The organism is Microbacterium sp. LWO12-1.2, assembly GCF_040675875.1.
Taxonomy (GTDB): domain Bacteria; phylum Actinomycetota; class Actinomycetes; order Actinomycetales; family Microbacteriaceae; genus Microbacterium.
Genome location: NZ_JBEGII010000001.1, coordinates 2,303,990 through 2,325,346 on the forward strand (window position 1 = coordinate 2,303,990; position 21,357 = coordinate 2,325,346).

Consider the following 21,357-nt stretch of genomic DNA (forward strand, 5'->3'; position numbering starts at 1 on the left):
ATGACCGCTTCGCTGCTGGCCCGCGACATCACGCTGGGCTACGGGGAGACCCCGATCATCTCCGACCTGTCTCTCGAGGTGCCCGACAACTCGTTCACGATCATCATCGGGCCGAACGCGTGCGGCAAGTCGACCCTGCTCCGAGGGTTCGCCCGGCTGCTGCGTCCGACCACCGGGGCCGTCCTCCTCGACGGCGCGGAACTGCGCTCCCTCAAGCCGAAGGAGGCGGCCCGCAAGCTCGGGCTCCTCCCCCAGTCGTCGATCGCCCCCGACGGGATCACGGTCGCCGACCTCGTCGGGCGCGGCCGGTTCCCGCACCAGAGCGCGATGCGCACCTGGAGCAGCGCCGATGAGCGCGCTGTCTCCGAGGCGATGGCTGCGACCGGGGTGACCGATCTGTCGCGTCGCCTGGTCGACGAGCTCTCGGGCGGCCAGCGGCAGCGAGTGTGGGTGGCGATGGCCCTCGCTCAGCAGACCAAGCACCTACTGCTCGACGAGCCGACGACCTTCCTCGACATCGCGCATCAGATCGACCTGATGGAGCTGTTCGCGGATCTGCATCGCGACGGCACCACGCTCGTCGCGGTCCTGCACGATCTCAACCACGCCGCCCGCTACGCGACCCATCTCGTGGCGATGCGCGACGGAGCCATCGTGGCGCAGGGCGACCCGCGCGAGATCATCACGGCCGAGCTCGTGCAGGCCGTGTACGACCTGCCCTGCAAGGTCATCACCGATCCCGTCTCGGGCACCCCGCTCGTTCTCCCGCTCGGCCGGAGGACGCCGTGACGAACACCCCGCGGCGGCTCTTCGGGATCGCGCTGAGGACGGAGGGACGCGGCATCGCCCTCGCCGGTGCGACGGCGCTGCTCATCGTGCACGCGCTGGCCGAGGCCACGATCCCCGTCATCATCGGTGCGACGATCGACCGCGCGGTGCTCCCCGCCGACGCCGTGGCGCTCGCGATCTGGCTCGGCGTGCTGGTCGCGACGTTCCTCGTGTTGACCGTGAGCTACCAGTCGGCATCCCGCCTGATGGTCTCGATCTACGGGTATGGCGAGCAGGCGCTGCGCCACCTCGCCCTGTCGCGAATGCTGCGCCCCCGGCTCTCCCGCCGCACGGTGACCCCGGGTGAGGCGTTGACCTACGTGACCTCCGACACCTATCGCGTGGCCGGTGTGGCCTGGTCCGTGGCGCAGCAGTGCTCCACGATCGCCGCGATCCTGGGAGCAGGGCTCGCGATGCTGGTCATCTCGCCCGTCGCGACCCTCGTCGTGTTCGGCTCCACGATCGCGATGATGTTCGTGATGCAGGTCGTCTCGCGTCCCCTCGAGCGTCGGGGGTTCGCTGAGCAGCACGCGGCCACCGAGGCCGGAGCCGTCGCCGCGGACTTCATGAGCGGTTTCCGCGTGCTCGTGGGCATCGGCGCGCGTGAGGAGGCGGTGCGGCGCTACATCGCCGCGAGCGACACCTCACGCCGCGCCGCGACGGCGGCCGGTCGATCCCTCGCCTCGTACGAGGCGATCAGCAGCACGCTGGCCGCGGTCGCGACGACCGCGCTCGCGGGCATGTCGGCCTGGTTCGCTGCCGAGGGCCGCATCAGCATCGGCGAGCTGGTCACGGTGCTCGGCCTCGCCCAGTTCATCAGCGGCTACCTCGCCTACGCGGGCTCGTTCCCCTCGAACTGGATCCACAAGCTCGCCTCGGCCAAGCGGCTCGCCGAGGTCATCGATGCCGAAGACCTTCTCGGCGGCCCGGTCGCGCACGAGGGTCGCGCAGACCCGGCGGATGACGTCGTGCTGGCCTTCCGTGCGGGCGCGGCGTACGAGTCGCTCGTGGAGGTGCGGGAGGGGGAGCTGCTCGGCATCCGCCCCGCCGACAGCGACAGCGCACGGGCCCTCTCCCGGGTTCTCGGCCTGCGCACGCCGCCTGAGCGCGGCAGGGTCCAGCTCGCCGTCGACGGTGAGCGCCGGGATCTGACGGAGTGGGATCCGGTCGAGTACCGCCGCCGCGTCGTCGCCCCGCCCCACGGGCAGACGATCGTGAGCGGAACCCTGCGCGAGGCCGTGCGCGGGCACGGTATCGACGGATCGCCCCACCCCGCCCTCGTCGACATGGCAGCCCTTCAGGACACCGTCGTGCAGGTCGGCGGTTGGGAGTCGGAGGTGGGTGAAGCCGGCCGGCGCCTCTCGGGCGGACAGCGCCAGCGCATCGGGATCGCGCGGGCGCTGCACGCCGACGCCGACGTGCTCGTGCTGGATGAGCCGACCTCGGCGGTCGACGCCGTGACCGAGGCGCACATCGCCCGTTCGCTCGCGGAGCACACCGACACCGTCATCGTGATCACCACCTCCCCTGTTCTCCTCGGCGCCTGCGACCGTGTCATCGAACTCCCCTCCCCTGGATCGGATGCTCGCCATGAGTGACGCCATCGACACCACCACCCCCCTGTTGCCGATCGCCTCCGGTGCCCGCGTGCGCGCCGCGGTCGGGGCGCTGCTGCGGCAGCATCCGGGCAGGGCGATCGGGGTCGCCGTGCTGTTCCTCGCCGCATCCGCTCTGGGCATCGTGATGCCCGCGTGCCTGGGGCGCATCGTCGACGCCGTGTCGTCCGACGCGGGGTTCGCGACCATCACGGGCTGGGTCGTCGGCGCCGGGGCCGGCGCGATCGGCGCTGCCGTCGTGATGCTGTGGGCCGTGCGGGTACTCACCGGTCTCGTGCAGGACATGCTCGCCAGCCTGCGCGAAGACGTGTTCACCTCGGCCATGCGCCTGCCGGTGAGCGCGGTCGACGACGGGGAGAGCGCCGACCTGCTCTCCCGCGTCACAGGTGATGTCGACGCCGTGGCGGAGGCCGGAGGGAACGTCGCGCCGACCCTGTTGTCGGCCGCCTTCGCGATCGCCGTCTCGGTGGTCGCGCTGACCGCGCTCGACCCGTGGCTCGCGCTCGCGGGCATCGCCTCTGCCCCCTTCTACGTGCTCGGCACCCGCGCGTTCCTGCGGAGGTCGCGCGTGGTGTTCCGCGAGGTGCGCGTGCGCGAGGCGGCGCGCAGTCAGGCCGTGCTCGATGCGGTCGAGGGCATCGACACCCTCACCGCTTTCAACGAGCAGGACCACGCGCTCGCCCGCGTCTCCGCGCGCGCAGAGGCATCGATCCAGATGCAGATCGAAGGCGTGCGCGTGACGAACCGGCTGTTCCGGTGGATCAACGGCGGCGAACTGGTCGGTCTCGCCGCGATCCTCGGCACCGGCTTCCTGCTGCAGTCCGCCGGCGCGATCACCGTCGGCATGGTGACGACCGCCGCGCTGCTCTTCCACCGCCTGTTCGGCCCGGTCGGTCAGCTGATCTTCGGTCTCGACGACATCCAGCGCGCGGCGATCGGGCTCGCGCGCCTGGTGGGCGTCATCGACCTCGCCCCTGCGATCGCGAGCACACGGGGCGCGGATGCGGATGCGGCACCGACCGCATCTGCGGGCATCGAGGTGCGCGACCTGACGTTCTACTACCCGACGACCGGCCGCGGCATCAGCGACGTGAACCTGCGGGTCGCGGCCGGCACGACCACTGCGCTGGTCGGCACCTCGGGGTCGGGCAAGAGCACCCTCGCCCGGGTGATCGCCGGCCACCACCCGCCGACCTCGGGCGGCGTGCACCTGGCCGCGACCACGGATGCGCCCTACTACCTGTCGCAGGAGCTGCATCAGTTCCGCGGCACGATCGCCGACAACCTGCGACTGGTCGCGCCGGAGGCGAGCCACGACCAGATGGTCGCCGCACTGCGGGCGGTCGGCGCGGAGTGGGCCGTCGACGCGCTGAACCGCGGGGCCGGCGACGCAGACTCGTCAGACGAGCCCGCAGTGCCGATGGACGAAGGCCGCATCCAGCAGCTCGCGGTCGCTCGGGCGTTCCTGGCCGACCCCTCCGTGGTGATCCTCGACGAGGCGACCGCCGACGTCGGACTGCATCACCGCGACGCGGTGGAGGACGCCATCGCCGCACTGCGCAGAGGCCGCACGGCGCTGCTCATCGCGCATCGGCTAGAGCAGGCCGTCACGGCCGAGCAGATCGTCGTCTTCGCCGACGGTCGACCGACGCAGCGCGGCACGCACGAGGAGCTCCTCGCCGCCGAGGGTCTCTACCGCGACGCCTGGCTCGCCCAGACCGCGCACGCCCCGACCTCCCCCGCTCACTCCCCCACCCCGAACGAAGAGACGGAGATTCCGTGAACATCCACCGCGGCATCGTCAGCAGCACGGCCACCCTCACCCCGAATCTGGTACGCATCACCCTCGGCGGTGAGGGCGTCGCCGACTTCCTCAGCACCGGCGTCGGCGACGAGTACGTGCGCGTGTTCTTCCCGCACGGCGACGACCCCACCGACGTCTCACTGCCCGTGCCCGCGGGCGACTGGTGGGAGACCCCGGAGGGCGCGCCGGAGGCTCCGATGCGCACGTACACGATCAGCGGCGTGCGTCCGGATGCCGGTGAGCTCGACATCGACTTCGTGACGCATGAGGCGGGGGTCGCGGGCCCGTGGGCGCTCCGCGCCGAGCCCGGCCACGTGCTCGGGTTGAACGCGCCGACCGGTCTGTACGCACCCCCGGCCGACATCACCTGGCAGGTGCTCGTGGCCGACCTGACCGGCCTGCCCGCCGTCGCACGCATCGCCGCGGATGCCCCGGAGGGCGTGCGCACCCGCGTCGTGCTGGAGGTGCCCACCGCGCACGATCAGGTCGCGTTCGCGGTCGGCCCCGACGTCGAGGTCACCTGGGTCGTCGGCGGCAACGGGCACGGGCCGAGCGCTCTCGGTCAGCTGGTGCGCGGCATCGTCGATGAACGTCTCGCCCTCGATGAGGGATACGTCTGGGTGGCGGGCGAGACCGTGGCCCTGCGCGATGTGCGCAAGTACCTGCGCAAGGAGCTCGGCCTCCCCGCGACGCGCTTCAAGGTCGTCGGCTACTGGACCCCGATCGCCGCCTGGGATGAGAAGTTCGCCGCCCTGCCCGAGTCGGTGCAGAAGGAGCTCGACGCGATCTGGACCGAGATCGAAGACGACGAACCGGAAGACGTGCAGGTGCGGTTCGAGGAGAGGCTCGACCAGCTCGGGCTCTGACGGTGCGGGGGGTCCGCGCCGGCAACTGTTGCCGAGCGCGGAACCTTCGCCGTACGGTTGTCGCACACACGACAAGCCCCCTTGGAGATGACATGTCCCTCGTCCGCGTGCACAACTTCTCGGTCTCGCTGGACGGCTTCGGTGCCGGCGCAGGGCAGACCCTCGAGGCGCCGTTCGGCCACGCCGACATGCGCCTGATGCAGTGGGCGTTCGGCACGCGCACGTTCCGCGAGATGGGGCTGCCGGGTCCGACCCCGGGGTCCACCGGCGTCGACGATGCCTTCGCCCGCCAGTGGGGTCCCGGCATCGGTGCGGAGATCATGGGGCGCAACAAGTTCGGCCCGCAGCGCGGTGCCTGGGAGGCCGAGGAGTGGAAGGGGTGGTGGGGCGATGAGCCCGTCTTCCGCACCCCGGTCGTGGTGCTGACGCATCACCCGCGACCGACGCTCGAGATGGCCGGGGGCACCACGTTCCACTTCGTCGACGCCGACCCCGTCGACGCCCTGGCGCAGGCCCGCGCTCTGGCCGGCGATCGTGACATCCGCATCGGCGGCGGCGTGGACACGGTGCGGCAGTTCCTCGCCGCCGATCTGATCGACCACTTGCACATCGTGCTCGTGCCGATCGTGCTCGGCCGCGGCGAGCGCCTGTGGGACGGCTTGGAAGGGCTTGAGGAGCGCTTCGACATCGAGGCGACGCCGTCACCTTCCGGCGTGGTGCACCTGGTGTTCACACGGCGCGATGTGGAGTGACGACCTGACGACCGGGAGGGGTCGTCAGGTCGCGAGGCGTCACGCCACCCGTGGGTGGTCGCGGTGACGCTGCGACCACCCACGGAACGGGGTCGGGCCCGTTCGCGCGGGCCCCGCCGGGTCAGGCCGTCACAGCCTTGGAGCTGTGAGAGCCGACAGACTCGACCTGGATCTTGCGCGGCTTGGCACGCTCAGCGATCGGGATCACCACGCTGAGCACGCCGTTGTCATAAGCGGCGCTGATGCCCTGCGCGTCTACGTCGTCACCGATCGTGAAGCGGCGGACATAGGAACCGAACGGACGCTCCTGTGCCAGCCACCGCGAGTTGTCACGGTTCGCCTCGGTGCGTTCTGCGCGGATCGTCAGGAGGTGACCATCGACGTCGACATCGACCGATCCGGGGTCCACCCCGGGGAGGTCGGCGTTGAGGACGTAGCGGTCGCCTTCACGGAACAGGTCCACCGGCATCAGGCGCGGTTGCCGACTGGTGTCGAAGACGCTCTGGGCGATTCGGTCCAGCTGGCTGAAAGGATCAAATGACATCGACATGGTGAAAGATTCTCCTTCCAATGGAGGACGGCGTCAGGAGCCGTCCTGTCGTAGCGGGTGATGAGAACGGCCGCGCGCGGCGGCCCCACGCGGAGGCGCCCGCACACGTTCGGAGAGCGCTCGGACCCACAGGTCGACGAAAGGAACGGTCCGGGGGCTTCGGAGAACGCCGTGATCCGCGGCGGGACGCGGCACGGTGGCCGTTGCGGTGGACTCGGTCATGAGCACGGCCACGATCTGCGCGAACTCCGACGCGACCCACTCCGCATCCGCGGACACGATGTCCGCGAACTCCTCCTGCGCAGCATCCGCCTGCGAGCTATCCGCCTGGCACATCGCCGCCATCCGCGATCACCTCCATACCTGTCGTCGCCTGCTGTCGCGGTGCCGTGCGTCGTGGTACCGCGACCCGGAAAGATCTGGATCAACTGATGCATATTTTCTACACCCAGGTTTGACGAAATGCAAGCCCGTGGGGGAAGCTCTCTCCATGGACCCGACTTCCCGCACCGTGCCGGTGTACACCATGAGCGTTGCGGCCGAACTCCTCGACCTGCCTCCTGCGACGCTGCGGCTGTACGAGCGGAAGGGTCTGGTCCTCCCGGCGCGCACCGACGGCGGAACCCGGCGATACAGCGCTGATGACATCGACCGCATGCGCCGCATCGCCGATCACCAGACCGACGGCATCAATCTGGCCGGCATCAGAACGGTCATGGGCCTCGAGGACGAGAACGCGGAGCTCAGGGCGACGCTCGACCGGCGCGATCCCGACCCCGACACGTTCGAAAAGGACGACGCGGCACCCGAGGCTCACGGCCGGAGACGGTAGCCGGTCGATTCGTCAGGGCCGGATGGGCAACCGACGTCGCGCCGCCAGCGCGATCGCCACGATGCCCAGCACCACGGCGGCGATCAGGAGAGCCACCCCTCCTCCGAGCCGGTGAGCGGCGGCCCCCACCACCGCTCCGCCCGCGAGCGAGCCCCACAACAACAGGGGGCGCTGCCACGCAGTACGGGAGCGCCCGGTCACCAGTGCCGCGAGCGCCAGCCCGAGGCTCACCAGCGTGCCGGTGGCATAGGTGATCGCGACCCGCGCGCGCCCTTCCGAGAGGTACAGGGTGTTCAGCGCGCCCATCGCCGCCGCGAGCAGCAGAAACCGCCACGGTCCGTCGGGCTGCAGGAACGAGAGCCCCGCGCTGATCGCGACGGCAGCGGCGGATGCGGCAACGGCCCAGGCCCGCCGTTGCCCCTGCCGACCGAGAAGAGCCCCGGCGGTGACCCCGGCGACGAAGGCCGCGACGAGTGACAGCGGCAAGATCACCGCCGTCGCTCCCTGTTCGATGGCCTCGACACCGGCCTGGGTGGAGTTGCCGCTCATGAACGAGACGAACAGGCCGCCCGTCTCGATGAAGCCGATCGCGTCGACATAGCCGGCGACACCTCCGAGCAACAACGAGAGCAGCAGGCCGCGACGCGTCACGTCTCTCATGCCAGGAGCCTCATGCTGCGAGTCTAGGAGCGCGAGCCACCCGTCGACCCTGCTCGTAGGCTGTGTGACATGCAGTCCCAGACGCACGACCTCCGTTTCACCGACACGGAGGTGCGGAAGAGGTTCCTCAGCTGGGCTGACGGGGAGGCAGACCGCGAGTGGAGATGCCTCCGCGTCATCGCAGAACAGGCGCCGGGGATCGCGCCGCGACCGTTGCGGCAGGAGACCGCAGACGGCCACCCTGTCGTGGTCATGGAGCGGCTCGCCGGAGAGCCCCTCGGGGGCACGCCGCTCACGGCCGCGCAGACGGCATCCCTCGGACGCACGTTGCGACGCCTCTACGACATCCCTCACGAGCACATCACCGCGGCAGGGATCGGCGAGCGACGCTTCGGCCCGTCGACGCTTCCGCCCGCACTCAGCCACTGGCTGGACGAACCGCACGACCTGTCCCCCTGCCAGGACCCCGCGCAGGTGCGAGCCGCGATCGACGCGACGCGGGAGTGGCTGGCTCGGCCCGATGCGCTTCTGGCAACGCGACTCGTCGCGCTCGGGATAGCCGACCTCAACCCCGCGAACATCCTCTGGGATGGCCGGACGTGCCGGCTCGTGGATTTCGAGGACGGGGGCCTCACCGATCCGGCCTACGATCTGGCCGATCATGTCGAGCACCTCGCCGGTCGCCTCACCGGCGTCTTCGACCCCGCGGCGCTCTCCGCCGCCGTCGGACTGTCCGAAGACGAGCGGGAGCGGATGGATGCCTACCGCCCGCTCTGGGCGGCGTTCTGGCTCGTGATGCTCCTGCCAGGCAACGGCGGCTTCCGCCGAAACCCAGCCGGCACGACGGAGGCCCAAGCCGCACACCTGCTGACCCTCATCCGCTGAAGGTCGCGGCCCCCGGCGACCGTCACGTCGCTCCGCGCCTCGCGCCTCGCGCCGGGAAACGGCTCGGCTGAACGGCGAAGCCCCGCCGGCCCTGAACCATCAGGACGAGCGGGGCTTCCGAAGTGGACGCGACGGCGGGAGTCGAACCCGCAACGCCAACAGGTATGAGCTGAGGCCCGGGACCGCCCGGATCGCCGCGATGAGAACGACGTTACCGGGCCGTGATCTGCAAAGCCAGGGACGGCACCTGAAATAACGCCATGAGTCGACGGATGACACCAGGTGTCATCCGTCGGACCTCACTCGGCGACCGTGATCACGGTCTTGCCGCGGCTCCCTCCCCCGGCGAGCCCGGCCAGCGCTTCCGGCAGTCGCGCGAACGGATACGTCTGCGCGACCACCGGCCGCAGCGCGCCCTGATCGACGAGGGCGGCGATCTCTCCGAGTTGCGCACCGTCGGCCCGCATGAACAGGAACTCGTACGTCACCCCGAGCTTCTTCGCCTGCCGACGGATCCTGCGGCTGAGCGCGGCGATCGCCAGGCGCAGGAACGCGTTCATGCCCCGTGCGGCCGCGAACGCGGGATCGGGCGGACCGGAGATGCCGATCGCCGTACCGCCCGGCTTCAGCACGCGCAGCGACTTCTCGAGGTTCTCGCCACCGAGGCTGTCGAGCACGAGGTCGTAGCCCGACAGCTCCTCCGCGAAGTCCTGCGCGCGATAGTCGATCACGACGTCGGCGCCGAGCTCGCGCACGAAGTCGGCGTTCGCTGCACTCGCCGTGGTGGCCACCGTCGCCCCCAAGTGCGCGGCGAGCTGGATCGCGATCGAACCGACTCCCCCAGCGCCCGCGTGGATGAGCACCTTCTGCCCCGGCCCGATCTTGCCCCGCTCCACCAGCGCCTGCCATGCCGTGAGCGCGACCAAGGGCAGCGAGCCCGCCTCGACCATCGAGATGCTCGTGGGCATGAGGGCGAGGTCGGCCTCAGCGACCGCGATCCGCTCGGCGAACGCCCCGATGCGGGAGTCGTCGGGCCGCGCGAAGACACCGTCGCCCGGCTGGAAGCGCCGCACCAGCCGTCCGACACGGATCACTGTCCCTGCCACGTCGTTGCCCAGGATCAGAGGCAGCCCGTAGGGGAGGATCTGCGCGAACTCGCCGCTGCGGATCTTCTCGTCCAGCTGGTTGAGCCCCGCCGCTTCGATCCGCACCAGCACGTCCCGCTCCCCCACGACGGGTTCCGGAACGTCTCTGAGGACCAGCGGCTGCTTGTACTTCTCTACGACGAATGCGCGCATGACTCCGTGCTCTCCTGTGCTCGATCGACGTTCGCGGATCAGGCCGATGCAGCCCGAAGCTGCGGGTAGAGCGCCTCCAGCGGCGCACTCAGGCCCGCCTTGACCTGTACCGAGGTCTCGTCGGCGAGCACTTCGTACTCGCCGCGCTCGGTCGCGTCCAGGACGGCACGCACCAGATCGGCGGGGTCGGTCTTCGGGTCGTCGACGTGCGCGGCCATCGCGGTGTCGACGTAGCCGACGTGCACTCCGACGACGTGCACGCCCGCCGGCGCCAGCTCGAGCCGCAGCGAGTTCGTCACCGACCACAGCGCCGCCTTCGTGGCGCTGTAGATCCCGCCCACCGCGAACCACGAGAGCGCGGAGTGGATGTCGATGATCGTGGCACCGGGGCGACCGGCGAGGAGCGGGGCGTACGCACGAGCGAGGAACAGCGGGCCGAGGAAGTTGGTCTCGACGTTGCTGCGGATGTCGTCATCCGAATGGGTCAGGATGCCGGCCGTGGGCACGGATGCTCCCGCGTTGTTGATCAGCACGGTCACATCGGGCGCGGCCTCCACGACGGCGCTGATCGATGCGGGGTCGGTGACGTCGAGGACGAGAGGGACCACGCGCTCGTCATCCCAGGTCCGCGGCGTACGGGCCGTCGCGTAGACCTTGGCGGCACCGCGCGCGAGCACCTCGGCGACGAACTGCGTGCCGATGCCTCCGTTCGCTCCGGTGATGAGGACGACGGCTCCGGTGAGTGAAGGCATGGACTGTTCTCTCTTCTTTGCGACAATGGATATCTGAGTGCGCACGTAAGCGACTTCACTCATAACTGAGCGCACTCAGTTTCTATTCCCGGGGGTTCCATGTCGACTGCAGCAGCCGTCACACGCCGTGAGCGGAACAAGCAGCAGAAGCTCGAGCGGATCACCGCGGCAGCCGCCGAACTCTTCGCGGAGCGCGGCATCGACGATGTCACGACGCAGCAGATCGCCGAACGGGCGGATGTCGGCACCGGCACGCTGTTCCTCTACGCCAAGACCAAGGGCGAGCTCCTGCTGCTCGTGCAGAACGCCCACTACGCTGCCGCGCTCGAGTCGGGCATCGCGACGGCCGCGCGCATCTCGGACACTCTCGATGCGCTCATGGCGCTGCTGCGTCCGATCTTCGAGTGCAACCGCGTGCAGATCGACAACGGTCGCGTCTACGTGCGCGAGATGGTGTTCGGCGATCCCACGGATGCGCACCACGCCGAAGCGCTGCGCATAGTCGCGGAGACGGAGGAGGCGGCTGCCGCCATCCTGCATCGCGATCCCGCGATCGCCGAGGACGACGCCGCCTCGCTGGCGCGGATCGTCTCGGCGATCATGTTCCTGACGATGGGTGCGAGCATCAACGTCGGCCTGAGCATCGACGAACTCGCCGACGACGTGCGCCGACAGATCGGCGCCCTGCTCGCCCGCTAGTACCTACCGCCGGATCGAGTCCTGGAACGGGTTCGGCTCGAGCGTGTAGTCGGTTGAGGCGTCGGACCAGGTCCCCCCGTCGGCCGGCAGGCGTCGGCGGCGCAGCGCGGCGAGCGCTCCGGTGACCGGAACGCCGAGCACACTCGAAGGGTGCTGCTCGACGACTCTCCTGAGTGCAGACCATAACGTCCGTGACCCCGTGGACTGAGTCGCGCCGGACGCCCCGGAGCGCATCGACGGCCGACGGCTGCCACCCAGTCCGCGAGCACTAGTTGAGCGGGACCCGACTGCGATAGTCCTGGAATACTCTGTCCTCCTCCGGATACTTATCCGAGGCGTATCGAGCACTTGCGATAGCGAGGCCCGTACGAGCTAGACCTATAGGGGAAAACAAGTAGAGCCCATCGTCCTCACTTTGGCCAGGCGGGTACTCGGACTCATACTCGTATGCGAGAGCGAGGACGGGCGTAAGCAGATCATCGAGCTGCTCGACCGTCTCAACACCGAGCTCGCTGATCTCCTCTACAAGGTCAGATACCGCCCATTCCTCGACCGGCCTTATCGCTTGACGCTCTCGCATCTTCAAGACGAGATAGGCCTGCACAGTAGAGCGATCAATGGGCATGTCAATCCACAGAGAAGCAGAACTCGACGTCTCAGTGATGAGGATGGCCGCCTCCTCATCCGCGCGACGTGACCGTTCAGCGAGGATCTCGAAGTGCGAGTCGGCGATGTGGAACAACGCGGCCAACGCATGGAAATCGCGCTTCAATGCCCTCGGAATACTCGCTTCACCTTTATAGGCGAGATGGTGAGAGACATTCGCCCACGCATCCATCAAGATGGTCCGGCATTGTATTTCGAACGCAAGTCCGTGAAGTCCCTCATACCTCGGACCGGCGCTCGTCGCGGGTAGACGACAGACGTAGTGGACTGACATATAGCCGAACGCCTCGCTTGGCCCGGAGTTGACTTTGTCCTCATGTTCGATCACTTCGAACAGAGACTCTACGACTTCGCCAAGCTTCGGCAGATCGGAGGCATAAAGGCACACGATTCTCGCCCCGACGAGGTCTTGCACCTCGCTCTGCGGATCGTTGTAGTTCTTGCGAGCGATCTTCTCCAGATAACTGGTCTGATCCTTCACTCGGACGGTCACTCCGTGCAGCTTGATACCTGAACTGCTCAACGCGTGGGCCAGCGCGAATTGCACTTCTGTCGCAAGCCGCTCGAGCGATGGAAGCTGGTTTTTGTAGTGCTGCTCGGCGTCAAAGGGCACGCGTTCGCCTGCGCTTTTACCATTCGATGTCACCCCTGAACCCTATCGGGCGACGAGTGCGGGACGGGTTTGGTCGCAGCGCCCACGCGCGCTACCGCCGGATCGAGTCCTGGAACGGGTTCGGCTCGAGCGTGTAGTCGGTGGAGGCGTCGGACCAGGTCCCCCCGTCGGCCGGCTGGCGTCGCCGCCGCACCGCGGCGAGCGCACCCGTGAACGGAACACCGACCGCGAGCGCCGCCACTCCCTGCACCGTGCGATCTTCGGCGCCGAGCACGCTCGCGCGATGCCAGGCGTCATGCAGCGCGCCGCCGCGTGCCGCCGGTAGGCGCTTCGGCGGCAGCGCCCCGGCCCGGCGCAGGGCGACGAGCTGCTCGACTCGCTCCCACCACGTCGACTCGGATTCGGGGTGGAAGTAGTTGTCGCGCAGCCAGTCCGGATGCGGATGCCGGAACCGCCCGGCGACGACCTCGCTCCGCCCGCCGAGGAGCCCACTGCCGACGAACACGGTGTTCAGCAGGCTCTTGCTCACGCCGAACGAGTCGAGCGCGATCACAGGGATGCCGAGCGCAGTCGCCTCGATCGCCGCCGTGGAGCTCACGGTGACGAGCCCTGCCGCGCTGTCGAGTGCCGATGCCATCGACTCGTAGGAGAAGACCAGGTTCTCGGGCCGCCGCTCCGGCAGCAGCTCCGCATACGGCGCGCGCTCGAGGTGCGTCTCGGACTCGCCCGGCCGGGAGCGCAGCTTCACGACCACGCGCCTTCCCGGATCGGCCTCGGCCGCGCGCACCAGCATCGCCGCGATCTCGGCACGTTCCTCGCGCTCGACCGGGACGAGGGCCTGCGCGGCGAACACGATGTCGGTGGCCGGGGGTCGCACCGCGACCGGCGTCGGCGGACGTTCGGCCACCACGACCGCGCCCTGGCTCCGCGCCACGGCATCCACACGCACGTGCTCCGGCTTCAGCATCCGCTGTCGCCGCCGCGCAAAAGGCAGCGTCGCGAGCGCCGTGGGAAGGGGGACGCCGATGCGCCGCCCGAGCTCCGCGAAAGCACGCTCCTCGCGGTGGGAGTGCAGGATGAGCAGGTCGGTGTGCCGGCGATACTCCAGGGCGCCGCGCTGCGCGGGTACGGCCATGCCCGGCAGCCCGGAGATCGTGACGGGTCGGTGCGTGAGGGTGTCGATCACTCGACCCAGCAGCCGCACGAACGGCCCGCGTCCGGCGAGCAGCACGACATCAGGCCGCTGCCCTTCCAACCAGGCCTGCACCTCGGTGAAGCGCACCCGAGTGACCGCATCCGCCGCCAGGCCGGTGCCGGCGAGTGCCGTGCGCTGCTGATCGACGCTCGCCGTCAACGGTGTGCGCACCAGCAGCAGGTGCGCACGGATGCCCGGCACCGAGCCGAGCAAGGAGGCGGACCACTTCACGAAGGAGTCTGCGTCGGCGATCGCGACGACCCGCAGACCGTCGCGGTCCAGGCGGCCGCTCGTCATGGATTCCCCGCTCATGGATTCTCCGCTCATGCGGTGACGCGACGCAGCTTCGCCATGGGGGCGCGCTCGCTGTCGAAGACGCGCTTGACGCCGTCCCCCAGAGCGGTCTCGATGACCCGGATGTCGCGCACGAGGTGCTCGAGCCCCGTCGGCTCCAGCGAGGCCGCGTGATCGGAGCCCCACATCGTGCGGTCGAGCGTGATGTGCCGCTCGACCGCGACCGCGCCGATGGCCACGGCTGCCAGCGAGATCTGCAGTCCGCGCTCGTGCCCCGAGTAGCCGATCGGGATACCGGGGTAGCGGTCACGCAGCGTGGCGATCGCCCGGAGGTTCGCCTCCTCCGGCTCCAGCGGATACGTGGAGGTCGCGTGCATGAGCACCACCCGGTCGGTGCCGAGCGTCTCGAGCGCGCGGTCGATCTGCGCGATCGTCGACATGCCGGTGGAGAGGATCACGGGCTTGCCGGTCGCCCGCAGCGCCTGCAGCAGCTCGGTGTCGGTGAGGCTGGCCGAGGCGACCTTGTGAGCGACCACGTTCAGGTCTTCCAGGAAGTCGACGCTCGGCACGTCCCACGGCGAGGCGAACCAGTCGAGCCCCTGCAGCGTGGCGTGGTCGCCGATCGCGACATACTCGTCACGCCCGAATTCCACCCGGCGGCGGTAGTCCAGGTAGCTCATCGTGCCCCACGGCGTCTCGCGCGGCACGTCGCGCATGTGCTCCGGCGTGGAGATCTCGGGGGTGCGCTTCTGGAACTTCACCGCATCGGCGCCTGCACGCGCGGCGACGTCGATCAGACGCTTGGCGATGTCGACATCACCGTTGTGATTCAGTCCGATCTCGGCGATGACGTAGGCGGGATGACCGCCTCCGATGACGCGCGATCCGATGCTGACAGTCATGATTCCTCCGGTCGTCGAGCGGTCTGAAATCCCCGCCCCTCCTGGCTACGCCTCGCGGGTGAACACCATGCGACCGGGGAGTTACCGGCACCGGTCAGCTCGACAACACCCGCTCGATGAGCTCCCGCACGGCCCCATGCCCTCCGCGCCGGGTGAGCACCGCACGCGCTTCCTCGAGCACGAGCGGATGCGCGTCGGCGACGGCCACCGGCCACCCCACGATCCGCATCGCAGGAAGGTCGTTGACGTCGTTGCCGAGGTAGGCGATGTCGGCCAGCGCGACGCCGACCTCCTCGGCCCATCCGCGCAGCGCCGACTCCTTGTCGTCGATGCCGTGCAGCACGGGCACCCGCAGCTTCTCGGCCCGCGACCGCACCACCGGGTTCACCTCGGTGGAGAGGATCAGCATCGGCAGCCCGGCCCGGCGCAGCAGCGCGACCCCCATCCCGTCCTCGCGGCTCACCCGCACGCGCTCGCGCCCGTCCGCATCGACGAGGGCGGTGTCATCGGTGTGCACGCCATCGAAGTCGGTCACGACCGCCTGCACGTTCATCCGCTCGACCGCATCATGCCGCACAGCGAGCGCCCTGGCGATCCCGAGCTGCTGGTCATCGTCGATCTCGATCGCCGACCACTCCGGGACCTCGGCGATGCGGATCCGGCCGAAGAAACGATGCCGGCTCTGGCGGAATCCCGCGACACGGAACACATAGAACGCGCCGGTCTCGAGGTGGTGCGGCTCCCGATCCTGACGCCGGGGACGATGGGCGGCCTCGTGGTTGACCGCGACCGCCACCTCGTCCGCATCCTGACGCCAGAGGAAGCCGTAGGTCTCGTACGCCGAGAACACGCTGTCGGCACGATCCGCCGCGACCTCGGCGACGGCGGCGGCGAGCGCGTCGCTCGGGATGAACGGGGACGTCGCCTGCAGGAAGGCCACGATGTCGTAGTGCTCGCCGGCGCTCTCCAGCTCGTCGAGCGCGTGCAGGATCGCGCTCTCGGACGACGCCGTGTCACCCGAGAGCTCGGCGGGGCGGTGGATCACCCGTGCTCCCGCGGATGCCGCGACGCCTGCGATCTCGTCGTCGTCGGTCGACACGACGACCAGCTCGACGCCCGCCGCTGCAGCCGCTCTGACCGCGCGCGCGACCAGAGCCACGCCGCCCACGCGCTGCAGGTTCTTGCGCGGCACGCCCTTCGACCCTCCACGGGCCGGGATGATCGCCACGGTCCTCGGGGGTGCATCGGCCTGCGGGGACGCATCCGTCGTCACGTGCTCGTCGATCTCGGTCATCATCGTCCTCGCATCACTCGCCACACTCGTCCTGCGCGGTTGCGCGCTCCGAGAGCCGTCAGCCGCCACTGCTCCACCCGTCCCGCTCCCCCGGCGGAGCGCAGCATCCGTCGTACCGGGCCCTCCACCGGCGCACCGGGCAGACGCAGGAGCGACAGACGTTCGGGGGCGAAGTAGCGGTCGCGCTCAGACGCGTCCAGCGTGCGCAGCAGCAGTTCGGCACGCGGTCGCAGGTGTACCGCGATCTCCGGCTGCATCGTGTGACCGACCGCGTCGATCAGCAGCTGGAGGCGTGCGGGATCCGCGTGCGCAGAGTCGTCGCGGGTGAGCGCATCGACCAGGACCAGGGGCACGCGGTTGCTGTTCTCGAACGGCGCCAGACCCGCGAGGAGGCGCGCCGTCCCCGCCGACCCCACGGGAATGCCGAGGGTCGCGCGCACCGTCGGCAGCGCGGTCGAGAACCCCGCCACCACGGCCACCGCATCGATCCGCTCTGCGAGCACCTCGGCGGGCAGCGCTCCGCGGTATTCGGCGTACTCGAGCCCGAGCGAGAGCGCCCGTTCCCGCACGGCGTCGGACTGCAGCGGCGGCGCTGCGGGGTGCGGCTTGAACACGACCCTCTGCGGCGACCAGGTCATCGCGCGATCGATCAGGTCACGGTGCAGGGCCGCCTCCTCGCGCACGGTCAGCAGCCCGAGCGCCGACAGGTACTGGCCCAGCACGAGCGCGGTCGGCACCGTGTCGTCCAGCGCCGCACCCGAGGCATCGACCACCGGGGCGCCGGAATCGCTCTCGCGCAGCACCTGCTGGAAGCGCGCCGGCGGCACCGGGAGCGGGGTCGCGAAAGGCGATCCGACCAGCGGTCGCACTCCCGGCACCACGTCGGCGTAGACGACCTGCCCGATCCGCGCGGCGACCGATCGGCCGAGCGCGACCCGCATCGGCGAGTACGTCATCAGTCCGTCACCGATGATCGACAGCCGTGCGCGAGGGAAGATCGACATCAGGGTGCGCGCCGGCGCGACCTGGGGACTCTGCACGAACAGCTCCAGGTCGTCGGGGTCGATGCCCCAGGCCCGTATGAACAGTCTCTCCAGCAGGGGCAGATCCGCGTCGGCCGGCTGCCAGTCGCTCGGATGCAGGGCTCCCAGCAGCGCCCCGAGGTCTTCGACGCGGTCGAATCGCCCACGCAGCGACTCCAGTGACGGGTCGACACCGATGCCGACGACGGTCTCGGGCACCCGGGCCGACACGAAGGGCACGAGCACGCGGTCTGCGGAGTCGCCGAGGAGACCTTCGTCGATCGCCGCGGCGGCGGTCGCGAGTCCGTAGGCACTGTGCAGCGCGAACATCTGGGTCATCGCGTGTGCCCCGCTCTGCGGAGGCTGGAGGCCAGCACACGCCGACGAGGGCCATCGAGCCGAGCAACGGCGGCCACCACCTCCGCGTGCGGCAGACGCTCGAGCAGACCGCGGATGGCTGCGCGCATCTCGAGGCGCAGGGCGCGGGGCATCCGTCGCGATCTCACCAGGTGATGCGAGCTGAGGGCGAGCGCCGTCCACACCGCCTTGGGGAGGAACCGCTCGGCCTCCGGATCGATCTCGACGAGGTCGACGACCTCCGACATCGCCCGCGCGAAATCCAGCTGCCGTCGATCGCGCACCTGGGTGAGGGAGGTCGAGACACCGCGACGATAGAGCAGAGCCGGGGCGTCCACCACCGCGAAGGACTGTGCCTGCAGGTGCAGGCGCCAGATCCAGGGCCGGTCCTCCGCCGTGAACAGCCCTGGCGAGAACGCCGCCAGGCCATGGTCGATCATCCGGCGATGGAAGATCCCGGCCCAGGCGAAGGGGTAGTCGACCATCGTCGTCTCCGCATCCGGGAGGATCGCCTCGCGCGGCGGCACCACCTGCTCGCGCCACGGATGCGGGGCCCGCACGAGCGTGCGCGCCCCATCCCGCACCGTCACATGGTCGGTACGGAGGAAATCGGCGTCCAGCTCCCGCAACCGCGACGACAGCACCGGCAGTCGCCCCGGCTGCATCCAGTCGTCGCCGTCCACGAAGCAGAACGTCTCGGCCTCCACGAGCGCGAGGCCCTGGTTGCGCGCGCTCGCGAGCCCGCGCGGCGAAGCGTTGACGATCACGTCGGCGTTCGGGAACCGAGCGGCGTACCGGCGCATGAGGTCGCCGGTCCCGTCGCGGGAACCGTCGTCGATCGCGACCAGCTGCAGCGCCGAGGGGTCGTCGAACTGCCGCAACAGGGTCTCCAGCGTCGTCGCGATGTAGGCGCCGGCGTCCTTTGCGGGCAGGATGACGGTGACGAGCGGTCTGCGCACGGAACTCCCGAGGTGGACGGTGCCCGCATGATCGCAGCTGCGCATTGCCGGATGCCGACGCCGCGGTGAACGCGGGGTGTCCTGGTCACGGGACCCGCGCGGATCGGCGACGATGGACAGATGTTCTGGTCTCGGCACTCGCACGGACGCCCGATGCGCCGACGCGTGCGCGAGACGGACGAGTTCCGCTGGTTCACGGCCCGCGCCTGGACCACCCGCTGGTATCCGCAGGGCGTCGATGTCGGCTCCTGGCGCGGTCGGCGCACCCTCGCGGTGAGCTGGTTCCGGCAGGACAGGAGCGGCAGTCACCTCGCCTCGCGCGTCGTGCTGATCGATCTGCAGCGCTCCCGCCACATCGACATCGCCCTCGCGATCGAGGAGGACGGCGAACTGCAGCCCGCCCGCATCCACACCGGCGGGATCGCCTGGTTCGGCGATCGGCTGTTCGCCGCCGCGACGGGGCAGGGCATCTGGGAGTTCGACCTCGGCGAGGTGTGCGAGGTGCGCGGCGCCGTCGCCCGCCGCCTTCGCGGGATCTCCGGGCGTCGCCCCGGGGCGAGGTCGCTCGTGGCCGTGCGGACGCAGGTGCATCCGGTCGCCCTGCGCTGCTCGTTCCTTGGCCGCCTGTACGACGAGGACGGCACCCCCCTGCCGCGGGTGCTGATCGGCGAGTTCCGTGCCGACGACCGCGGCCGCATCGGCGAGTTCGCGCTGCCGGAGGGAGAGGGCGGCCGCTTCGAGGAGAGGGACCGCTTCGCGCCGGGCATCGGTCACATGCAGGGCGCCGTGCGCTGGGGCGACCGTGTCTTCGTGTCGCAGTCCGACGGCATGAGACCCGGCACGCTGTGGTCGGGTCCGGTCGGAGCTCTGGCCCCGCACCCGACTGCGCTGCCCGTCGGCTGCGAGGATCTGGCGCTCGACCCGGAGGCGAGGATGCTGTGGTCGCTCGGGGAGCATCCGCGGCGACGCGTGGTCCGGGGGATCCCCTTCGCGCGGATCGGGCTCGAAGGCTGAGCGGCGGCGGCGCGTTTAGACTGGTGGAGTGAAGCCTGCACCCCTCCTCGTCTACACCGTGTTGCGGCTGCTGGCGTTCCTCGTCCCCCTCGCGATCATGTGGTTCTTCTTCCCGATCTTCCGGGAGTTCTGGTGGCTCGCCGCGATCTTCGCCGCGCTCATCGGCACCAGCATCTCGATGCTCTTCCTGCGCGCGCCGCTCTCGAAGGCGTCCGCCGAGCTGCACGAGCGTCGTGAGGGACGCACCTCGGGCCGTCAGGCCGACGCCGAAGCGGAAGACGCCGCCGTGGAGGATGCGGCATCCGAAGGTGCGGCATCCGAAGGCGCGACCGCGCAGGATGGCGCCACCCCGCGCGACTGACTGGTCGCACATCGTCGCATCCGCACCCGCGAAGCGACAACATGCGCCCATCTGCGCGCCTCGGTGACGGAGGATGACGCCGCCACAACGCGCGTCAGCCGGCGAACGCCCAGAACAGTGCGCCGGCGTAGAGCAGCGACGTCAGCGAGGTCAGCGCGAGGGCGATCACGAGTTCGCGCGGCTGCCGGTACGTCCAGACGATCAGCACCGCGGGCAGTCCGGCGAGCAGCGCGAGCAGCGCGATCCACGCGATCGGGAACACGAGCGCGAGGAACACAGCGATCGCGAAGGGCACCAGCATGAACAGCGTGAACAGCACCTGGGTCGCGCGGCGGCCGATCAGCACGGTCAGGGTGCGCTTGCCGACCTCGCGGTCCTGATCGATGTCGCGCAGGTTGTTGGCCAGCAGCACGGCACAGGCGAACAGGCCGGCAGCGACCGCCCCGAGCCAGGCCTGCTGCGGCAGCTGGAACACCTGCACCCAGGTGGTGCCGAGTGTGGCGACGAGGCCGAAGAACACGAAGACGAAGACCTCGCCGAGGCCCGCGTAGCCATAGGGCCGCTTGCCGCCGGTGTAGAACCACGCGGCGACGATGCACACGGCGCCGACCGCCAGCATCCACCACTGCTCGGTGCGTACGACGATCGCGAGGCCGACGAGAGCCGCGAGCGCGAAGAAGCTCAGCCCGATGATCAGCACGGTGCGGGGCTTCACGCGCCCGGAAGCGGTCAGGCGCGCCGGCCCGACGCGCACGGCGTCGGTGCCGCGGATGCCGTCGCTGTAGTCGTTCGTGAAGTTCACGCCGATCTGCAGCAGCACCGCGACCGCCAGGCACGCGAGCGCGATCACCCAGTGGAACTCCGGGCCCGTGCTGCGGGCCGCGCCGGAGCCGATGATGACCGGAGCCGCGGCGAGCGGCAGCGTGCGCAGTCGTGCAGCGCCGATCCAGTCCCCCACCGTGACCGGGCCGGCCTCGACGATGGGGCGTCGGGCCGGGTTGCCGCTGGTGCGACTCGGGGTACGCGGGGTGCTCTTGGTGCGCGCAGAACTCTTGCGCTTCGACGATGCTGCCACGCTCGGAATCCTACTGGGCGCGCTGATGACGGCCGTCGACGCCGTCGGGGATTCGCGCGTGGA

23 protein-coding genes and 1 tRNA gene are annotated in these 21,357 nt (G+C 69.9%); 10 read left to right on the forward strand and 14 right to left on the reverse strand.

Annotated elements, in window-relative coordinates; all coding sequences use genetic code 11:
- The 5 genes from MRBLWO12_RS11130 (at window position 1) to MRBLWO12_RS11150 (ending at window position 5,866) form a co-directional block, all read left to right on the forward strand.
- Window positions 1-789 carry an ABC transporter ATP-binding protein gene (locus tag MRBLWO12_RS11130; RefSeq protein WP_363555425.1) on the forward strand — a complete coding sequence of 263 codons (789 nt, stop codon included), beginning with the start codon at window positions 1-3 and terminating at the stop codon, window positions 787-789.
- Complete coding sequence (locus tag MRBLWO12_RS11135) at window positions 786-2,426, forward strand: ABC transporter ATP-binding protein (protein ID WP_363555427.1); 1,641 nt, start codon at window positions 786-788, stop codon at window positions 2,424-2,426. Before MRBLWO12_RS11130 ends, MRBLWO12_RS11135 begins: the two co-directional genes overlap by 4 nt.
- Window positions 2,419-4,227 (forward strand): ABC transporter ATP-binding protein, encoded by a 1,809-nt coding sequence (locus MRBLWO12_RS11140; protein WP_363555429.1) that lies wholly within the window; start codon window positions 2,419-2,421, stop codon window positions 4,225-4,227. The genes MRBLWO12_RS11135 and MRBLWO12_RS11140 overlap by 8 nt, the downstream gene beginning before the upstream one ends.
- Window positions 4,224-5,114, forward strand: coding sequence for a siderophore-interacting protein (locus tag MRBLWO12_RS11145; RefSeq protein ID WP_363555431.1), 891 nt, complete (start codon window positions 4,224-4,226; stop codon window positions 5,112-5,114). The genes MRBLWO12_RS11140 and MRBLWO12_RS11145 overlap by 4 nt, the downstream gene beginning before the upstream one ends.
- 92 nt (window positions 5,115-5,206) lie before the next feature.
- A complete protein-coding gene (locus MRBLWO12_RS11150) occupies window positions 5,207-5,866 on the forward strand; it encodes a dihydrofolate reductase family protein (RefSeq protein ID WP_363555433.1) in 660 nt (219 codons plus the stop codon).
- Between the two features lie 121 nt (window positions 5,867-5,987).
- Here the strand turns inward: MRBLWO12_RS11150 and MRBLWO12_RS11155 are convergent, their stop codons facing one another.
- Complete coding sequence (locus tag MRBLWO12_RS11155) at window positions 5,988-6,416, reverse strand: Hsp20/alpha crystallin family protein (protein WP_363555435.1); 429 nt, start codon at window positions 6,414-6,416, stop codon at window positions 5,988-5,990.
- Window positions 6,417-6,449: 33 nt separating this feature from the next.
- Window positions 6,450-6,761 carry a hypothetical protein gene (locus tag MRBLWO12_RS11160; protein WP_363555437.1) on the reverse strand — a complete coding sequence of 104 codons (312 nt, stop codon included), beginning with the start codon at window positions 6,759-6,761 and terminating at the stop codon, window positions 6,450-6,452.
- A 145-nt stretch (window positions 6,762-6,906) separates the two neighbouring features.
- On the opposite strand from MRBLWO12_RS11160, the gene MRBLWO12_RS11165 reads away from it, so the two are divergent.
- On the forward strand, window positions 6,907-7,248 hold the full coding sequence (locus MRBLWO12_RS11165) for a MerR family transcriptional regulator (protein ID WP_363555439.1): 342 nt from the start codon (window positions 6,907-6,909) through the stop codon (window positions 7,246-7,248).
- Window positions 7,249-7,260: 12 nt separating this feature from the next.
- On the opposite strand, the gene MRBLWO12_RS11170 is transcribed toward MRBLWO12_RS11165, so the two are convergent.
- Window positions 7,261-7,908 (reverse strand): YoaK family protein, encoded by a 648-nt coding sequence (locus MRBLWO12_RS11170; protein WP_363555441.1) that lies wholly within the window; start codon window positions 7,906-7,908, stop codon window positions 7,261-7,263.
- A 69-nt stretch (window positions 7,909-7,977) separates the two neighbouring features.
- On the opposite strand from MRBLWO12_RS11170, the gene MRBLWO12_RS11175 reads away from it, so the two are divergent.
- Window positions 7,978-8,793: an aminoglycoside phosphotransferase family protein gene (locus MRBLWO12_RS11175; RefSeq protein ID WP_363555443.1), complete on the forward strand. Its 816-nt coding sequence runs from the start codon at window positions 7,978-7,980 to the stop codon at window positions 8,791-8,793.
- Window positions 8,794-8,916: 123 nt separating this feature from the next.
- Here the strand turns inward: MRBLWO12_RS11175 and MRBLWO12_RS11180 are convergent.
- The 3 genes from MRBLWO12_RS11180 to MRBLWO12_RS11190 all read right to left on the reverse strand — a co-directional run bounded on the left by MRBLWO12_RS11180 (window position 8,917) and on the right by MRBLWO12_RS11190 (window position 10,843).
- Window positions 8,917-8,992: transfer RNA gene (locus tag MRBLWO12_RS11180), tRNA-Met, on the reverse strand.
- A 100-nt stretch (window positions 8,993-9,092) separates the two neighbouring features.
- Window positions 9,093-10,091 (reverse strand): NADP-dependent oxidoreductase, encoded by a 999-nt coding sequence (locus MRBLWO12_RS11185; RefSeq protein ID WP_363555445.1) that lies wholly within the window; start codon window positions 10,089-10,091, stop codon window positions 9,093-9,095.
- A gap of 38 nt (window positions 10,092-10,129) precedes the next feature.
- Entirely contained in the window at window positions 10,130-10,843 is a 714-nt protein-coding gene (locus tag MRBLWO12_RS11190) for an SDR family oxidoreductase (RefSeq protein ID WP_363555447.1), read from the reverse strand.
- A 99-nt stretch (window positions 10,844-10,942) separates the two neighbouring features.
- Here MRBLWO12_RS11190 and MRBLWO12_RS11195 point away from each other — a divergent pair, with 99 nt between their 5' ends.
- Entirely contained in the window at window positions 10,943-11,542 is a 600-nt protein-coding gene (locus tag MRBLWO12_RS11195; protein ID WP_363555449.1) for a TetR/AcrR family transcriptional regulator, read from the forward strand.
- Between the two features lie 3 nt (window positions 11,543-11,545).
- Here MRBLWO12_RS11195 and MRBLWO12_RS11200 read toward each other — a convergent pair whose 3' ends face one another.
- From MRBLWO12_RS11200 to MRBLWO12_RS11230, 7 genes are all read right to left on the reverse strand, one after another.
- Window positions 11,546-11,683: a hypothetical protein gene (locus MRBLWO12_RS11200; protein ID WP_363555451.1), complete on the reverse strand. Its 138-nt coding sequence runs from the start codon at window positions 11,681-11,683 to the stop codon at window positions 11,546-11,548.
- Between the two features lie 127 nt (window positions 11,684-11,810).
- The gene (locus MRBLWO12_RS11205) at window positions 11,811-12,854 is read right to left on the reverse strand and encodes a GTP pyrophosphokinase (RefSeq protein WP_363555453.1); all 1,044 of its coding nucleotides are present in this window, start codon (window positions 12,852-12,854) and stop codon (window positions 11,811-11,813) included.
- A 58-nt stretch (window positions 12,855-12,912) separates the two neighbouring features.
- Window positions 12,913-14,328, reverse strand: coding sequence for a DUF6716 putative glycosyltransferase (locus tag MRBLWO12_RS11210; protein ID WP_363555455.1), 1,416 nt, complete (start codon window positions 14,326-14,328; stop codon window positions 12,913-12,915).
- A gap of 11 nt (window positions 14,329-14,339) precedes the next feature.
- The gene (locus MRBLWO12_RS11215) at window positions 14,340-15,212 is read right to left on the reverse strand and encodes an N-acetylneuraminate synthase family protein (protein WP_363555457.1); all 873 of its coding nucleotides are present in this window, start codon (window positions 15,210-15,212) and stop codon (window positions 14,340-14,342) included.
- Window positions 15,213-15,306: 94 nt separating this feature from the next.
- The gene (locus tag MRBLWO12_RS11220) at window positions 15,307-16,575 is read right to left on the reverse strand and encodes a cytidylyltransferase domain-containing protein (RefSeq protein ID WP_414685477.1); all 1,269 of its coding nucleotides are present in this window, start codon (window positions 16,573-16,575) and stop codon (window positions 15,307-15,309) included.
- On the reverse strand, window positions 16,506-17,867 hold the full coding sequence (locus tag MRBLWO12_RS11225; protein WP_363555459.1) for a polysialyltransferase family glycosyltransferase: 1,362 nt from the start codon (window positions 17,865-17,867) through the stop codon (window positions 16,506-16,508). Before MRBLWO12_RS11225 ends, MRBLWO12_RS11220 begins: the two co-directional genes overlap by 70 nt.
- Window positions 17,864-18,844 carry a glycosyltransferase family 2 protein gene (locus MRBLWO12_RS11230; protein ID WP_363555461.1) on the reverse strand — a complete coding sequence of 327 codons (981 nt, stop codon included), beginning with the start codon at window positions 18,842-18,844 and terminating at the stop codon, window positions 17,864-17,866. Before MRBLWO12_RS11230 ends, MRBLWO12_RS11225 begins: the two co-directional genes overlap by 4 nt.
- Before the next feature lie 120 nt (window positions 18,845-18,964).
- Between MRBLWO12_RS11230 and MRBLWO12_RS11235 the strand changes: the two genes are divergently transcribed.
- The gene (locus MRBLWO12_RS11235; RefSeq protein WP_363555463.1) at window positions 18,965-19,858 is read left to right on the forward strand and encodes a hypothetical protein; all 894 of its coding nucleotides are present in this window, start codon (window positions 18,965-18,967) and stop codon (window positions 19,856-19,858) included.
- 28 nt (window positions 19,859-19,886) lie between these two features.
- On the forward strand, window positions 19,887-20,219 hold the full coding sequence (locus tag MRBLWO12_RS11240; RefSeq protein WP_363555465.1) for a DUF4229 domain-containing protein: 333 nt from the start codon (window positions 19,887-19,889) through the stop codon (window positions 20,217-20,219).
- 94 nt (window positions 20,220-20,313) lie between these two features.
- On the opposite strand, the gene MRBLWO12_RS11245 is transcribed toward MRBLWO12_RS11240, so the two are convergent.
- Window positions 20,314-21,294: a 1,4-dihydroxy-2-naphthoate polyprenyltransferase gene (locus MRBLWO12_RS11245; protein WP_363555467.1), complete on the reverse strand. Its 981-nt coding sequence runs from the start codon at window positions 21,292-21,294 to the stop codon at window positions 20,314-20,316.
- Window positions 21,295-21,357 lie beyond the last annotated feature (63 nt).

Excerpts from the sequence above, each read along its gene's own strand:
- MRBLWO12_RS11130 (WP_363555425.1), top strand. The coding sequence starts at position 1 with ATGACCGCTTCGCTGCTGGCCCGCGACATCACGCTGGGCTACGGGGAG.
- MRBLWO12_RS11140 (WP_363555429.1), top strand. The coding sequence starts at position 2,419 with ATGAGTGACGCCATCGACACCACCACCCCCCTGTTGCCGATCGCCTCC.
- MRBLWO12_RS11150 (WP_363555433.1), top strand. The coding sequence starts at position 5,207 with ATGTCCCTCGTCCGCGTGCACAACTTCTCGGTCTCGCTGGACGGCTTC.
- MRBLWO12_RS11155 (WP_363555435.1), bottom strand. The coding sequence starts at position 6,416 with ATGTCGATGTCATTTGATCCTTTCAGCCAGCTGGACCGAATCGCCCAG.
- MRBLWO12_RS11160 (WP_363555437.1), bottom strand. The coding sequence starts at position 6,761 with ATGGCGGCGATGTGCCAGGCGGATAGCTCGCAGGCGGATGCTGCGCAG.
- MRBLWO12_RS11165 (WP_363555439.1), top strand. The coding sequence starts at position 6,907 with ATGGACCCGACTTCCCGCACCGTGCCGGTGTACACCATGAGCGTTGCG.
- MRBLWO12_RS11170 (WP_363555441.1), bottom strand. The coding sequence starts at position 7,908 with ATGAGAGACGTGACGCGTCGCGGCCTGCTGCTCTCGTTGTTGCTCGGA.
- MRBLWO12_RS11175 (WP_363555443.1), top strand. The coding sequence starts at position 7,978 with ATGCAGTCCCAGACGCACGACCTCCGTTTCACCGACACGGAGGTGCGG.
- MRBLWO12_RS11185 (WP_363555445.1), bottom strand. The coding sequence starts at position 10,091 with ATGCGCGCATTCGTCGTAGAGAAGTACAAGCAGCCGCTGGTCCTCAGA.
- MRBLWO12_RS11190 (WP_363555447.1), bottom strand. The coding sequence starts at position 10,843 with ATGCCTTCACTCACCGGAGCCGTCGTCCTCATCACCGGAGCGAACGGA.
- MRBLWO12_RS11195 (WP_363555449.1), top strand. The coding sequence starts at position 10,943 with ATGTCGACTGCAGCAGCCGTCACACGCCGTGAGCGGAACAAGCAGCAG.
- MRBLWO12_RS11210 (WP_363555455.1), bottom strand. The coding sequence starts at position 14,328 with ATGAGCGGGGAATCCATGACGAGCGGCCGCCTGGACCGCGACGGTCTG.
- MRBLWO12_RS11215 (WP_363555457.1), bottom strand. The coding sequence starts at position 15,212 with ATGACTGTCAGCATCGGATCGCGCGTCATCGGAGGCGGTCATCCCGCC.
- MRBLWO12_RS11225 (WP_363555459.1), bottom strand. The coding sequence starts at position 17,867 with ATGACCCAGATGTTCGCGCTGCACAGTGCCTACGGACTCGCGACCGCC.
- MRBLWO12_RS11235 (WP_363555463.1), top strand. The coding sequence starts at position 18,965 with ATGTTCTGGTCTCGGCACTCGCACGGACGCCCGATGCGCCGACGCGTG.